At 63.0% G+C, this 14,027-nt stretch carries 15 protein-coding genes; 7 read left to right on the top strand and 8 right to left on the bottom strand.

Features of this window, described 5'->3' with window-relative positions; all coding sequences use genetic code 11:
- Nucleotide 1: 1 nt before the first annotated feature.
- Together CWE17_RS04575 and CWE17_RS04570 are read right to left on the bottom strand one after the other, a co-directional pair.
- On the bottom strand, nt 2-1,327 hold the full coding sequence (locus tag CWE17_RS04575; protein WP_131455154.1) for a glycosyltransferase family 2 protein: 1,326 nt from the start codon (nt 1,325-1,327) through the stop codon (nt 2-4).
- 24 nt (nt 1,328-1,351) lie between these two features.
- A complete protein-coding gene (locus tag CWE17_RS04570; RefSeq protein ID WP_131455153.1) occupies nt 1,352-2,935 on the bottom strand; it encodes a SpoIID/LytB domain-containing protein in 1,584 nt (527 codons plus the stop codon).
- 57 nt (nt 2,936-2,992) lie between these two features.
- On the opposite strand from CWE17_RS04570, the gene rpmI reads away from it, so the two are divergent.
- From rpmI to CWE17_RS04555, 3 genes are read left to right on the top strand one after another with little or no spacing between them, the layout of a single operon-like run.
- Complete coding sequence (rpmI, locus tag CWE17_RS04565; protein ID WP_131455152.1) at nt 2,993-3,190, top strand: 50S ribosomal protein L35; 198 nt, start codon at nt 2,993-2,995, stop codon at nt 3,188-3,190.
- Nucleotides 3,191-3,232: 42 nt separating this feature from the next.
- Nucleotides 3,233-3,580 (top strand): 50S ribosomal protein L20, encoded by a 348-nt coding sequence (rplT, locus tag CWE17_RS04560; protein ID WP_131455151.1) that lies wholly within the window; start codon nt 3,233-3,235, stop codon nt 3,578-3,580.
- A gap of 29 nt (nt 3,581-3,609) precedes the next feature.
- Nucleotides 3,610-4,182 carry a tetratricopeptide repeat protein gene (locus CWE17_RS04555; protein ID WP_131455150.1) on the top strand — a complete coding sequence of 191 codons (573 nt, stop codon included), beginning with the start codon at nt 3,610-3,612 and terminating at the stop codon, nt 4,180-4,182.
- On the opposite strand, the gene CWE17_RS04550 is transcribed toward CWE17_RS04555, so the two are convergent.
- The gene (locus CWE17_RS04550) at nt 4,150-4,671 is read right to left on the bottom strand and encodes a hypothetical protein (protein WP_131455149.1); all 522 of its coding nucleotides are present in this window, start codon (nt 4,669-4,671) and stop codon (nt 4,150-4,152) included. The two genes, CWE17_RS04555 and CWE17_RS04550, sit on opposite strands and share 33 nt — an antisense overlap.
- 92 nt (nt 4,672-4,763) lie before the next feature.
- Between CWE17_RS04550 and CWE17_RS04545 the strand changes: the two genes are divergently transcribed.
- From CWE17_RS04545 to CWE17_RS04530, 4 genes are all read left to right on the top strand, one after another.
- A complete protein-coding gene (locus tag CWE17_RS04545) occupies nt 4,764-5,591 on the top strand; it encodes a thiazole synthase (RefSeq protein WP_131455148.1) in 828 nt (275 codons plus the stop codon).
- Nucleotides 5,592-5,681: 90 nt separating this feature from the next.
- Nucleotides 5,682-5,849, top strand: a complete 168-nt coding sequence (gene psb34 / locus CWE17_RS04540) for a photosystem II assembly protein Psb34 (RefSeq protein ID WP_131455147.1) — start codon at nt 5,682-5,684, stop codon at nt 5,847-5,849.
- Between the two features lie 58 nt (nt 5,850-5,907).
- Nucleotides 5,908-7,104, top strand: coding sequence for an NAD-dependent epimerase/dehydratase family protein (locus tag CWE17_RS04535; protein WP_131455146.1), 1,197 nt, complete (start codon nt 5,908-5,910; stop codon nt 7,102-7,104).
- Nucleotides 7,105-7,132: 28 nt separating this feature from the next.
- Nucleotides 7,133-8,278, top strand: coding sequence for a glycosyltransferase family 1 protein (locus tag CWE17_RS04530; protein ID WP_131455145.1), 1,146 nt, complete (start codon nt 7,133-7,135; stop codon nt 8,276-8,278).
- 16 nt (nt 8,279-8,294) lie between these two features.
- On the opposite strand, the gene mrdA is transcribed toward CWE17_RS04530, so the two are convergent.
- The 5 genes from mrdA to cbiD form a co-directional block, all read right to left on the bottom strand.
- Nucleotides 8,295-10,133: a penicillin-binding protein 2 gene (gene mrdA, locus CWE17_RS04525; RefSeq protein ID WP_164498740.1), complete on the bottom strand. Its 1,839-nt coding sequence runs from the start codon at nt 10,131-10,133 to the stop codon at nt 8,295-8,297.
- 22 nt (nt 10,134-10,155) lie between these two features.
- On the bottom strand, nt 10,156-10,515 hold the full coding sequence (locus CWE17_RS04520) for a hypothetical protein (protein WP_131455144.1): 360 nt from the start codon (nt 10,513-10,515) through the stop codon (nt 10,156-10,158).
- Between the two features lie 14 nt (nt 10,516-10,529).
- Nucleotides 10,530-11,141: a hypothetical protein gene (locus tag CWE17_RS04515; protein ID WP_131455143.1), complete on the bottom strand. Its 612-nt coding sequence runs from the start codon at nt 11,139-11,141 to the stop codon at nt 10,530-10,532.
- Between the two features lie 61 nt (nt 11,142-11,202).
- On the bottom strand, nt 11,203-12,789 hold the full coding sequence (guaA, locus tag CWE17_RS04510; RefSeq protein WP_131455142.1) for a glutamine-hydrolyzing GMP synthase: 1,587 nt from the start codon (nt 12,787-12,789) through the stop codon (nt 11,203-11,205).
- Between the two features lie 55 nt (nt 12,790-12,844).
- On the bottom strand, nt 12,845-13,996 hold the full coding sequence (gene cbiD, locus CWE17_RS04505; RefSeq protein ID WP_131455141.1) for a cobalt-precorrin-5B (C(1))-methyltransferase CbiD: 1,152 nt from the start codon (nt 13,994-13,996) through the stop codon (nt 12,845-12,847).
- Nucleotides 13,997-14,027: the final 31 nt, after the last annotated feature.

Raw genomic sequence — 14,027 nt, 5'->3', positions numbered from 1 at the left:
TTTAGGCCTCGACCGTCGCCTCGCCCCGGTGGCTGGTCTTCGCCCAAACCAACCGCTTCGGGAACAAGGCCATCCGGGCACTCACCCAAGGAATCACCACAAACCAATGGCCTAGATAGGCAATCGCCAGCAGCAGTGACAGGGGCTCGGGGCTCGGCAGCTCCGGGCCTTCGCTGTGCCGACGGCACCCACGCCAATAGGCCAGACCCGACACGCTGAACGCAACGATCGACAGGGGCCAGTAGGCCGGCATCGTGCGAGTCACCGCACTGGTGAGTGCATCGGCGAACGAGACCACCGGCAGGGCGTACTGGAGCAGAAAGAAACAGGCGAGATCACGACGCTGACTCGGGCTCAACCGACTCGACAACAGCTGGGGCCAGTAATCGAAGAAACGCTGAAGACCTCCTTCAGCCCAGCGTTGCCGCTGCTTCCAGAGCGCCGGCACCGACTCAACAGCCTCCTCCTGAACAGGTGGATCCCAGAGCAGGCCGATCCGAGATCCCTCGGTCAGGAGGCGAAAGCTGAGGTCGAGATCGTCGGTGACTGTGTCTTCGTTGAAACCTCCGCAGGCCTCAAGGCTGCGACGGCTAAGCAGCTGGCCGTTCCCGCGCAGCTCCATCACGCCGCCACCCAGCAAACGCCCCTGCTGAATCAAGGCATCGAGGGCCATTTCCATGGCCTGAACGCGCGTGAGCAGACTCTGACCCGCATTGACCACCGCCTTGCGCAACTGCACGGCCGACCAGCCGCCACCCACCGCATAAGGCAACAAGCGCTCGAGCACGTCCTCCTGGAGTTGAGCATCGGCATCCAGCACCAACAACCAGTCGCCCCGAAGCTGCTTGAGCACGGCGTTTAACGCACCCGACTTGCCGCCACCGGCTCCGCGCGGACGATGCAGGACCCGCAGTTGGGGATGCTGCTGCTGCAACCCGTCGAGAATCGCCCCAGTGCGGTCCTGACTGCCGTCATCCACCACCCAGAAGCTGAGCCTGTCAGCGGGATACCGCAGAGCCGCTAGCCGTTCCACCAGCCGAGCGATCACAGCCTCCTCATCACGGGCACCCACAACCACATCCACCGCAGGCCAGGTGCCGGTATCCAGCGGCGTGGTTGCACTGCCAGGGTCAACAGATGCCGCACCGCGTCCTCGCAGCACGGTTCGCAAGCCATAGCCACCCAGCACCACGGCGAGGGTGATCGCCGGCAGGAGACTGCGGGCGGGATCCAACCAATGGGGCGCAGCTCCAGCACAGCCACAGGCGGCTAGGAACAGGGCCGTCTTGCCGCGTCGGTGATCGCCAGTCACTGCGGCCACGGCCATTAAGCATCCCGGAATGCCGGGACTCTAAGGGGCCTTCCTGAGAGCCGACAGAGGAACAAGCGTTGTGCCGGGGTAGTAGTGCTGCAGGATGCGCTCCACCGACCAGCCCTGACGGGCCAGATCAATCGCTCCAGCCTGAGAGAGACCGGCCCCGTGGCCGAAACCACCGCCCCGGAAACGCCAGACCCCTGCACCAGCAGGCTCCACCACCATCAACGTGCTGGGAAGACGTCGCAAGCTGCGGCGGATCCCATCCAGTCGCAGCACCACGGGTGAGCCAGGACCATCTCCAACCACTTGTAAGGCCAAAACCCGACCACTCGGACCCCGCTCCAGCACGCTGACCGCTTGCACCACCCCAAGGCGGGGCGCCTGAGCAGCCAAGGCACCCTGCAGTTGAGCCGCGCTGTAAGTGCGGGTCCAGCGGAAGCGGGGATGTCCGGAGCCATAGGCGCCAGTTGTCCTCTTCAGCAAGGCCTCGACCGCTGCCTGATTCGGAACGGGGACGAGCACGGACCCGGTCCAGGACTTGCCACCATCAGCCTGGCTGCGCAGATAAGGCACAGATGGCATCGCCCAGGCCTCATTCACTCCCGCCATCACCCCACCGTTGGATGCGTGATACACGGCACTGATCGGCGAACCCTGCCACTGGAGCACCTGACCAGCCGTGGCCTTAATGGCCTGACGCACCGATGCCCCGGCCTGCCGAGGATCGCTGTACACCTGGCACTGGGTGTCGCTGCAGAGGTGATAGCCATCGATGGCGAAACGATGGCTGTTGGCAAGCGCCCAGGTGCGGGCCAGCACCGCCTGGGCCTCAAGTGCCGCCGCTGGCGAGCCGGCACCGATCTCATGGGGCACCACCCCTTCCAAATAACGCTCCAAGGGCACCTGCTCGAGCAATGTCCAGCTGCCATAGGCATCCGCTTGGAGCCTGAAGGGTCCGCGCATCACGCCCCCCTTCCAGCGCAGACCGTCGGGGGCCTCAATTAGCAGAGGTCCCTGAAGCGTTCGGCCACCTTTGGCCCCCTCCAGCACAGGCTGAATGGACATCGTCAACGTTTCCCTCACGCGACGGACAGGAACATCCGGGAGCGGCAGCGCTGCTTCAGGGGCCCAAACCTCCCATTCATTGGGATGGGCCACCAAGGCCTGCACTCCCTGACCGCGCCAGCGGGTGGCCACCCGCTCGGCGGATTCAAAGCTGGCAAAGGGTCCAGCCACCTGACGCGCGAGCTCCAATGGCGCTTGGCGGGGGCCCGAACGCCAGCTGAAGCGGAGACGGGCAGCGGTTTGCAACGGCTCCTTGATTCCTGGAGACCGCAACACCAGCGGAGCTACTCCCGCGCTTTGCAGGGTCAACAGGGGCACCGGCGCCCCCTGGCCAGCACCACGACCGAGATGGTCCTCGAGGGCCACCCAGAGCCGATCCTTCCGTGCTGAGGGCGGCTGCGCCACCACGCGGTGGGTAGGCCGCTCGACCGGGGACTCCTTCGGGGGCGGTGCCTGCAGCTCCTGGGCCCGGCAACCACCTGCAACCGCTGCGATGAGCAGGAGTGCCTGCAGGATCGATCCCTGCCTCAGAGCTGCAGAAGGGCGTGGCATGGATGGGGGGAGGTTGAGGGCGTATTGTTGTCGTTTGTGCCACGCGCAGCCAGAGACATGCCCAAGCTCAAGACCCGCAAAGCTGCCGCAAAGCGGTTCAAGGCGACGGCAACTGGCAAATTCATGCGTCGCCGGGCCTTCCGCAACCACCTGCTCGATCACAAGAGCCCGAAGCTGAAGCGCCACCTGGGCACGAAGGCTGTTGTGGACCGCACCGATGAAGATCGTGTGGCCCTGATGATGCCCTACGCCTGAATTCCAAGGCATCTCAACGTTCGATTCTGATTTCTTACCCGAATGGCCCGCGTCAAGAGAGGCAACGTCGCCCGCAAGCGTCGCAACAAGATCCTCCGCCTAGCCCGTGGATTCCGCGGCAGCAACGGAACCCTGTTCCGTACCGCCAATCAGCGGGTCATGAAGGCTCTCTGCAATGCCTACCGTGATCGCCGTCGTCGCAAGCGCGATTTCCGCCGCCTCTGGATTGCCCGCATCAACGCTGCGGCCCGCCTGAACGGTCTGAGCTACAGCCGTCTGATCGGTGGTCTCAAGAAGGCCGATGTGCGCATCAATCGCAAGATGCTTGCCCAACTCGCCGTGGCCGATCCCGGCACCTTCACCACTGTGGTGACGGCCGCCAAGGCTTGAGCTCAAACTGATCCGAGGAGCCCTTCGTGATGGACATCCTCGTTCCGCAGACCTACCTGCTGGGTCTGATTGCACTGCTGGCGATCGTGGCTGTTGTGGTCGGTCGCCAGCTCTTGCGTGTGCGCCGTGATGAGCTTTCCCTCATCCGCCTTGAACAGGACGGAGCTGCGTCATCGCGTAATGCAGGTCAGCTCTATGAGCTCGCCTCCGTTCAGCTGCGCAAACGCCTCTATCCCCAGGCCACCGCCAATCTGAGGCAAGCCCTGAAACGACTCTCCGGAGAACCGGATGAAGCTCGGGCCCTTGTGGAGAACGCCCTGGGCTTCTCGCTCGCAGCCCAGAAGGACTTTCAGGCAGCTGTGAAGCACTACAAATCCGCCCTGCAGGCCAAGGCCGACTATCCCGTCGCCCTCAACAATCTGGCCTTCGCCCAAGAGCGTCTCCTGCAACCGGAAGAGGCTGCTGAGCTGTATCGGCGTTGCTTGAGCCTCGAACCCAACAATGGAACAGCCAAAAAACGGCTCAAGCGGATTGAACAGCGCTTGAGCCGTAAGCCTGAAAGCGGCAATTCACCAGAGGCCGCGAACGGGAAGGGATTCTGAAGCCGGGCAACTGGCCGCAAGGTTCAAGCGACCACCGGGGCTAGTCATCCGCGGAGCCATCCAACCGGCGAGGGTTGCCCCCTGCAATCCCAGAAAGGCACCGCCTGGCTCGAGGCCGGCGGTGAGCTGATCAGACAGGGGCAGCAGATCCAGCTGGTCGGATTTGGCGTTGAGGTTGCCCTGCACCGCCGTGGTCACCTCACCGATCCGCATGTCGCCACGCACCGCGACCATCTGACCAAAGGGCTGCACGCTGGCCAGCGTCACCTGCACCGGCAGCTTTCCGCCGCCCTCAAAGGAGCGGTAAGAGCCGCACCACTGGCGGGGCATCGCGGCTGCCAGGGAGGCTGCACGGGCGATCGGATCGAAATTCTCGACAGACCCCTCAAGCACCATTGGCACAGCCAGCTGGGAGGCATCCAGGGGCAGCTGGTTCTCAAAGACCACCGGAGTCTCTACCGGCAGATCCACGGCGACTGGAATCGGCATGCATAGAAATGGATGATGGGCGCACGGTAGAGCCATCCGATCCGACGGGAACGCTCCCTGATCCGGTTCTCACACCAATCCGCCGCAAGCCCATGGATCCGACTCCACAGCCCGTCAAGCCACTGCTGAATGACGACCCGCTCTTAATTGGAGGCCGCACCTTCAGGAGCCGTCTGTTCACCGGGACGGGCAAATACCCGGATCTGGCCACGATGCAGGCCAGTCTCGAGCGCTCAAGTTGTGACATGGTCACCGTCGCGGTGCGTCGGGTGCAGGCCGTAGCCGAAGGCCATGCCGGCCTGATGGAGGCGATCGACTGGTCTCGAATCTGGATGCTGCCGAACACCGCCGGCTGCACCACAGCCGAGGAAGCGGTCCGGGTTGCCCGCCTCGGCCGGGAGCTGGCCAAGCTTGCCGGCCAGGAAGACAACAACTTCGTGAAGCTGGAGGTGATCCCCGACAGCCGCCACCTCCTGCCCGATCCCTTCGGAACCCTCGAGGCGGCAGAGCAGCTGGTGAAGGAGGGCTTCACCGTGCTCCCCTACATCAATGCCGATCCATTGCTGGCCCGACGACTCGAGGCGGTGGGATGCGCGACGGTGATGCCCCTTGGCTCACCGATCGGCTCAGGCCAAGGGCTGCGCAATGCGGCCAACATTGCCCTGATCATCGAAAACGCTGGCGTGCCTGTCGTGGTGGATGCAGGGATCGGTGTACCCAGCGAAGCGGCCCAGGCCCTTGAGATGGGTGCCGATGCCGTGCTCGTGAACAGCGCCATTGCCCTGGCGGGGGATCCCGCCACCATGGCCGAAGCGATGGCTGCTGCCGTGCAGGCAGGCCGATGGGCCCGCATAGCCGGACGCCTGCCTCAGCGCCAGGACGCCTCAGCGAGCTCACCCACCACCGGCCAGGTCAGGTAACGAACGATCACTGGCCGTGAAGCTGCGTGGCAGAAGCGCACCAGAACAGGCCTGCGCCCATAGGTTCCTGCTCAGATGCAATGCCTGGCCATGCAGGTCACCCAAGAAGACGGCGGCCGCCTGAATGCCTTCGCAAAAGAACCGCGAATGGAAGTGATAGCTGAATCATCCAGCCGCAGCAACGCCTCCCGCCTGCTGATCATGGCCGGCGCCGTGCTTGTGGTGGCCCTGATGGCGGTCTCCGTGGCCATCAGCTGAAAAGCCTGTAGTAGCTTGCCTCAGATCAGCGGCTCGCACGCTTCAGCAGGAGTTTGGGGTGAAAGTTCTCGTTCTCGGCGGTGACGGCTTCTGTGGCTGGCCGTGTGCTGTGAACCTGGCGGATCAGGGCCATGAGGTCGTGATCATCGACAACCTCAGCCGCCGCAAGATCGACATCGATCTCGAAGTCGAGTCGCTCACACCAATCACCAGCATCGGCGTACGCCTTCAGGCCTGGCAGGAGACCGGCGGCAGGCCCATGCGCTTCGTGCACATGGACATCGCCCATGAGTATCAGCGGCTGCTCGATCTGCTGATCGAAGAAAAGCCCGACTCCGTGGTGCACTTCGCTGAGCAACGGGCCGCTCCTTATTCCATGAAGAGCAGCGCCACCAAGCGCTACACCGTTGACAACAATGTCAATGGAACCCACAACCTGCTGGCCGCCATCGTGGAAAGCGGTCTGGATATCCATGTGGTGCACCTCGGCACCATGGGCGTCTACGGCTATGGCTCCCATCGGGGCGCCACGATCCCCGAGGGATATCTCAAGGTTGAGGTGCCCCAACCCGATGGCAGCCGCTTCGAGGAAGAAATCCTCCATCCCGCCAGCCCGGGCAGCGTCTATCACATGACCAAGACGCTCGATCAGCTGCTCTTCCTTTACTACAACAAAAACGATCTGGTACGAATCACCGATCTCCACCAGGGGATCGTGTGGGGCACCAACACCGATGCAACGGACCGCGATCCACGTCTGACCAACCGCTTCGATTACGACGGCGATTACGGCACGGTGCTCAACCGCTTCCTGATGCAGGCAGCCATCGGCTACCCACTCACCGTCCACGGAACCGGCGGCCAAACCCGCGCCTTCATCCACATCCGCGACTCTGTGCGCTGTGTGCAGCTGGCGCTCGAAAATCCTCCATCGAAGGGAGAACGGGTGAAGATCTTCAACCAAATGACCGAAAGTCATCAAGTGGGTGAACTGGCCAAGAAGGTGGCCGCGCTGACCGGCGCTGAGATCAACCACCTGCCTAACCCTCGCAACGAGGCCGTGGAAAACGACCTGATCGTTGACAACCGCTGCTTCATCGAGCTGGGTCTGAACCCCACCACCCTTGATGACGGCCTGCTCAAGGAAGTGGTGGAGATCGCCACCCGCTACTCCGACCGCTGCGACCGCAAGCGCATCCCCTGCGTGTCAGCCTGGACCAACAAACAGGCAGAAGCGATCGGGGTCAAGGCCTGAACGCTCCCCCTGCACGCCCGTTTAACCCGTGAAGATCGCCTTTTTCACCGAAACGTTTCTGCCGAAGGTGGATGGGATCGTCACCCGTCTGACCAAAACGGTGAAACACCTGGTGGATGCCGGCGATGAAGTCCTGGTGTTCTGTCCGGAGGGAGCGCCCAGCCACTACATGGGTGCTCGGGTCATGGGAGTGCCGGCCATGCCTCTGCCCCTGTACCCCGAGCTGAAGCTTGCCTTGCCCAGGCCTGCCGTGTCGGAAGCCATCGACGCCTTCCAACCGGATCTGGTGCACGTGGTGAATCCGGCTGTGCTCGGGCTTGGAGGCATCTGGCTGGCAAAAAACAAGTCGATCCCTTTGATCGCGAGCTACCACACCCACTTACCCAAATACCTCGAGCACTACGGCATGGGCATGCTCGAGCCCCTGCTCTGGGAACTGCTCAAAGCCGCCCACAACCAAGCAGAACTCAACCTCTGCACGTCCACCGCCATGGTGAAAGAGCTGAGTGAGAAGGGCATCCAACACACCGCCCTCTGGCAGCGCGGGGTCGACACGGATCTGTTCCGTCCGGAGCTGCGTCAGGCCGACATGCGTCGCCGCCTGCTCGGCGAACACGATGACCGTGGCGCCCTGTTGCTCTACGTGGGTCGCCTTTCCGCAGAAAAGCAAATCGAGCGCATCAAGCCCGTGCTTGAAGCCCTGCCGGATGCACGCCTGGCCCTGGTGGGCGATGGCCCCCACCGCCAGCAGCTTGAACGCCATTTCGAGGGAACCGCCACCACCTTCGTGGGCTACCTGGCAGATGAAGAGCTGGCCAGCGCCTACGCCAGCGGCGACGCCTTCCTGTTCCCCTCCAGCACCGAAACCCTCGGACTGGTGCTGCTGGAAGCGATGGCCGCCGGTTGCCCGGTGGTGGGCGCCAACCGTGGCGGCATCCCTGACATCATCAGCGATGGCATCAACGGCTGCCTCTACGAGCCCGATGGCGCTGACGGTGGAGCCGCAAGCCTGATCAACGCCACCCAACGCTTACTCGGCAACGATCTCGAACGGCAAGCCCTGCGCCGTTCCGCGCGCAGCGAAGCCGAGCGCTGGGGGTGGGCCGGTGCCACCGAGCAACTTCGCACCTATTACCGGGGCGTGCTCAAAACCGATCAGATCAGCGCCGCCTGATCAACACCCCTCCGGATCAGGGCCTAGCCCCACGCTTGCGGTTCCAGACCTCCATGACCTTCTTGGCCATCGGAAGGGCATGGACGGAGCCACCACCCGGGGTGTTCTGGGCGAAGGCCACAATCACGATCTGGCCTTCCGGATAGGGCGCATAGGTGGCGAACCAGGCGTGGTCCGGACCGCCGGTGCTGTCTTCCGCTGTACCCGTCTTGCCACCAGCGGGAGGAATTCCAGGCCCGTTCAAACCGGCACCCGTGCCATCAGAGACCACCTTGCGCAGGCCTTCGCGAATCTTGGCGAGGGTGGCGGGTTTCATCGCCACCTTGGTGCGACGGGAGGGACTGGTCCAGTCGAGACCCTGATCAGCCAGATGAGGCGTGACCAGCCAACCGCCATTGGCAAACACGGAATAGGCCCGCGCCAACTGCAGAGGAGTGATCTGCACCACCGACTGCCCAATCGACGCACTGGCCATGTCCTCCGGGATCCAGGGGGTGGTGCCTGGCTTCGCCCAGCCACGGCCAGCCGCGGCCCAATCCTGATCACCCACAAGACCAACGCTCTCCTCCCAGCCGATCTCAATGCCACTTTTGCCACCAAAGCCAAGGGCGGTGGCGGCCTTCTTCAGGGCCTTGGAACCAGCCCCAACACCCACCTGATAGAAGAAGGTATTGCTCGAGAAGCGCAGGGCATCGGCGTAACCGATCAGGCCGAACCCGGCTCCGTTGTGATCGGGAAAGCAGTGGCCGCCGTAGGTGATGCAGGCAGCGGTCTGCAACTTCGTTTCAGGGGGGAACTTGCCGGACTCCATCCCGGCCATGGCCGTCACCGCTTTCCAGGTGCTGCCAGGGTCATACGGATTCATCGCCCTGCTCAGGAGCGGTTTAGCCGGATTGGAGAAGAGGGCGTCGTACTCCTTCTGGGTGGTGACCAGCTTGGAAAAGAAATTGGGATCGAAATTGGGTTTGCTGGCTAGAGCCAGCACAGCTCCAGTGCGGGGATCCATGGCCACAATCGCTCCGCCTGGTTTGTCCGCCAAAGCCTGCTCCGCCACCTTCTGAAGATCTAGATCCAGCGTGAGCGTGAGATCCTTGCCGGCCACAGACGGGCGATCGCCGAGGCTGCGCTGCACCTCGCCCATCGCATTGACCTCGAGCATCTGACCACCCCACTTGCCCCGTAGCTGACGTTCGTAGGCGGCCTCGACGCCGGTGCGTCCGATGCGATCACGGATCTTGTAGCCCTTGTCGGCCAGCTGTTTGTATTCCTGCTCAGTGATCGGCTGGGTGTAACCGAGAGCATGGGCCGCCAGAGTGCCGTAGGGATAGGAGCGCAGGATGTCCACATCCACCTGGGCCCCCTTCAACCCAAGCGCCTGCTCGCGGAAACGCAGCACCTGCTCCGAAGTCAGATCCGTGCCCAGGGTGATCCGGTAGCCATCCCGATCTACCCCCTGAGCACGCCTCTGATCGAGCTCAGCAGCCGAAAGGTTGAGCAATGTCGCCAGGCGATCGCGCAGATCCGGCCACTGGCGGTCACTCACCAATCGGGGCTCCAGGTAAAGCGAATAGGTGAGCTTGCTAGACGCCAGAACCCGTCCCTCGCGATCGAGCAGACGTCCGCGGATGGGCGAACGGGGGACCAGGCGGATTCGGTTTTCATCCGCCAGTTCCCTGTAGTGGGCCCCCTCGAACACCTGCAGCCAGGTGAGGCGAGCCAGCATTGCTCCGCAGAACACCAGCACCACACCCAGAAGCACTAGGGGCTGCTGGTTGAGGCCGCTGTTGCGCGATTGGCTGCTCCGCGCTTGGCTGCTGCGCGAGCTGTTGCGATTGCCGAGGCCGGATCGTGCCATGAGATCTGCCGTCCGCGCCCCCTCAGGAGGCCATCAGCTGGCGCAGTTGCGCCAGCTGATCATCAATGCGAATCAACACCCGCTGTAATTCAGCCCGATCATCAGCGGCCGGTTCCGGTGCCACAGGATCCACCTCCACCGACACCTGCATCACCGGATTACCAAGCCCCGGGCTCACCTGATCCAGTCGATCACGAAGATCACGAGCTCCTGGTTCTCCCTCGGTGCGCAGATCCTGAAAAGGATCCGCCGATGTGGTGAACGTTTCCACTAAGCCAGCAGCGCCCCCACGGCGGACCCGTTCCACCAGGGCCAAACCCATCGGCAACACGTCCTGCATCAACGTCAGCCGGACAGCATCCAGTGGGCGTGGGTCGGCCATGGGCCAGGGCGCGTTCAGCGTCCTCCAGTCTGCTCTGCAGGAAGCACCAGCGTGGGGCAACTTGACTGAGAAGCCCCAAAGGTCCAGCCACCAACCGCGGCAAGCACGATCACAGCCAGCATCGGCACCATCGCCTGTCGGGTGGTTTCCTGCACCAACCATTCCCGCCAGCCCCGCAGGAAGCGGTCCCGGGCGAAACGACGACGGTCACGCTCCTCCTGCTTGAAGCGACGGCGATAGGACTTCTCCACCCAACGCTCAAAGGACCGCTTTTTGGTGATCGCCATCTTGCGCTCGACCTCCAGCAGCTGGCCGGAGGTGAGTTCAGGGTGAAAGGTGCTGATCAGTTCCAGGCTCTTGAGGAACATCTCCACAGCACCATCCTTGATCTGCAGCGACTCCTCATCGAGAAGATCCCAGGCCAGCTCGGGGTAGAAGCGACTGCGGTTCTGCCGAATCTGCTCCTCACTGAGCTGACCGGGCTCCCGCAACCAGCGATCGGTGTTGCTGTCGAAACGCCGCCAGTACAGGAAAGGATTGATGTAGATGGTCTTACCTGCCAGCTGAATGCTGTCCTGCTGCAATCGGCGCTGCAGTTGCAGGTCCTGCTGTTGGGCAGCGGTCACACCATTTCAGGCCGGGGGCTAAGGGTATCGGCAGCCAGGGCCGATCACCAGCCCCCACCACTCATTCCCACTCAATCGTTCCGGGCGGCTTGCTGGTGATGTCGAGCACCACCCGGTTCACCCCTTTCACTTCATTGACGATTCGGTTGGAGATCCGTTCCAGCAACTCGGCCGGTAGTCGCGACCAGTCGGCGGTCATGCCGTCCTCGCTGGAGACACATCGGAGCACGATCGGCCAGGCATAGGTGCGCTTATCACCCATCACCCCCACAGAACGGACCGGCAGCAGCACAGCGAAGGCCTGCCAGATCTCGTGATACAGCCCAGCCTCCTTGATCTCCTCACGCACGATCAGATCGGCATCCCGCAGGCAATCGAGCTTCTCGTTGGTGACCTCCCCAAGGATGCGAATCGCAAGACCAGGGCCCGGGAATGGATGGCGACGGACAATCTCCTCCGGCAGCCCGAGACTGCGGCCGACCTTGCGCACCTCGTCCTTGAACAACTTGCGGAGGGGTTCCACCAGTTTGAACTGAAGGTCCTTGGGCAGTCCGCCCACGTTGTGATGGCTCTTGATCTTCACCGCCACCCGCTCCCCGGTCTTGGGGTCGACGTTGGTGCCGGCGCTCTCGATCACATCGGGATAGAGGGTGCCCTGGGCGAGGTAATCAAAGGGTCCAAGCCGCCTGCTCTCCTCTTCAAACACCCGGATGAATTCCGTGCCAATGATCTTGCGCTTCTCTTCTGGATCGGTGATGCCATGAAGCTTGTCGAGAAATCGCTTACGGGCGTTGATGTACTCGACGTGAATGTTGAACTTGCGATCGAAGAAGTCCATCAGGAACTCCGGCTCACCCTTCCGCATGAAGCCCTGATCGATGAACATGCAGGTGAGCTGATCTCCGATCGCCTTCTTGAGCAAAAAGGCGAGCGTGGAGGAATCGACACCACCGGAAAGAGCCAAAAGCACTCGCTTGTCACCCACCTGCTCCCGCACCAGGGCGACGGCCTCATCGATGAACGCAGCGGTTGTCCAGTCAGGCTCACAACCGCAGACGTGATAGACGAAATTGCGGATCAAAGCCATGCCGCAGGTGGAATGCACCACCTCGGGGTGAAACTGCACGCCGTAGAGCCTGCGGTTGTGGTTCGCCACCGCAGCTTCTGGGGTGTTGGCTGTGTGGGCCAAACGCACGAAACCCGGCGGCAATGCCTCCACGGAATCCCCATGGCTCATCCACATGGTCGAACCGTTGTCGACATTGGTGAGCAGATCTGTGGGATCGTCCACCACCAGAGGAGCCTTGCCGTATTCGGCCTTGCCGGTGGCCGCGACCACCCGACCACCCAGCTGCTGCACCATCAGCTGCATGCCGTAGCAGACCCCGAGCACCGGAATACCCAGATCCCAGATCGCTGGATCGCAGAGAGGTGCCCCGTCGGCATACACCGAGCTGGGGCCACCGCTCAGGATGATCCCCTGCGGCGCCAGTTGGCGTAGCTCCTCAGCCGTGGTGCTGTAGCCGATCACCACCGAGAACACCTCGGTTTCGCGCACGCGCCGGGCGATCAGCTCGGAATACTGGGAACCGAAATCAAGGATGACGATGGCCGGCTTGCGCTGACCATCGGGCTGGATCTGGGACATCTCGGCAGGTTGGTCGGAACGGATCGACCGTCGTGCCCTTCAGCGTAATGAAGGGTCAGTGGGGGTCTTCGAGCTCCACACCCCAGCACTCCAAGAAAGCCAGGCCCCGTGGGCCGGCCCAACGAAGCCGGCGGGAGCGGTCAAAGAGCACCGCGCCGATCTCTAGAGGCCAGGAGCCGTAACGGGCGAGGTAGCTCTGGCTGCGGGCTTCGACAGCGCCCGCGATCGCTTGCCAGAGCGCCCTTGTGCGTTCCCGATTCCAAGCGTCCAACTCCTGCAGAGCCGCCTCCACGGAAGCGAGCTCCATCAGAGGCCGCACCCGCTCGGCGGGCCAGCCCTGCTCAATCGCGAGGGCCATGAGCACCTCGAGCCGGCCATCCGCCAGATGGTGATGGGTGTGAAAGATGCCACCGGCCAGCTTGATCAATTTGCCGTGGTAGCCAAGCAACAGCAGGTTCTGCACACCGACTTCCGCTGCCGCCACTAGCAATGGACCGATCCAATTGCCCGCCTTAAGCACGGGAGCCTGATCCACCAGTCCGCTGCGACGAGCCAGGTCCCTGCCGTTCTCACCGATCACAAGCACCAGGTCGCCCTTGAATCCCGCTGACTGAGTCAGGGCGCGGAGCTGGTCCAGGGTGTGAGCGAGCTGCTCCGGTGAGGCGCTGGCCTGCACCTCGGCCTGGGTCCCGATCAGAGCCAATCCATCCACCACCCCGAAAGCGGCATTGCTGGTGCGCTCCGCTAGAGAGCGACCGACCGGCAGGATCAGATCCAGGCGCAGACCACGACCCTCCGGGAGCAACGGCCGGAGATTCAGCTGCAGCAGGCGACGGGCGAAATCGGAAATGCAAAGCTGCTGATCACCCTCGAGGCGCCCGACACCCTCCCCTGGAATCAGCTCCAACCAGTCAGCGCCTTGCGACTGTCCACGCCAGGAAGCCCGTACCCAGATTTCGAGATCTCGGGTCAGATCCAACCCTGGACCGGGATCACAACGACTTATGGCCAACGCGTCATGGCCGGGTCGTAGAGGAGCGCCGGACTGGACGGCCACAACCAAGGGATCCGAACGGTCAGGAACCTCAAGGGTCTGCCGGGCCTGGAAAGGCTCACCACACAGAATCTGCACCGCAGCACGGGCCGCCGCCGCCACCCAGACGGGCAGGGTCAGTCCCGACTGATCCCGAGGAAAGGTCTCAGCCATGGCAGTCACAACCAGCCGTCCAGTGAGGAAT

The organism is Synechococcus sp. BS56D, assembly GCF_004332405.1.
In the GTDB taxonomy this organism is placed as follows: Bacteria; Cyanobacteriota; Cyanobacteriia; order PCC-6307; family Cyanobiaceae; genus Synechococcus_C.
This window is presented reverse-complemented; position numbering and strand designations above follow the sequence as displayed.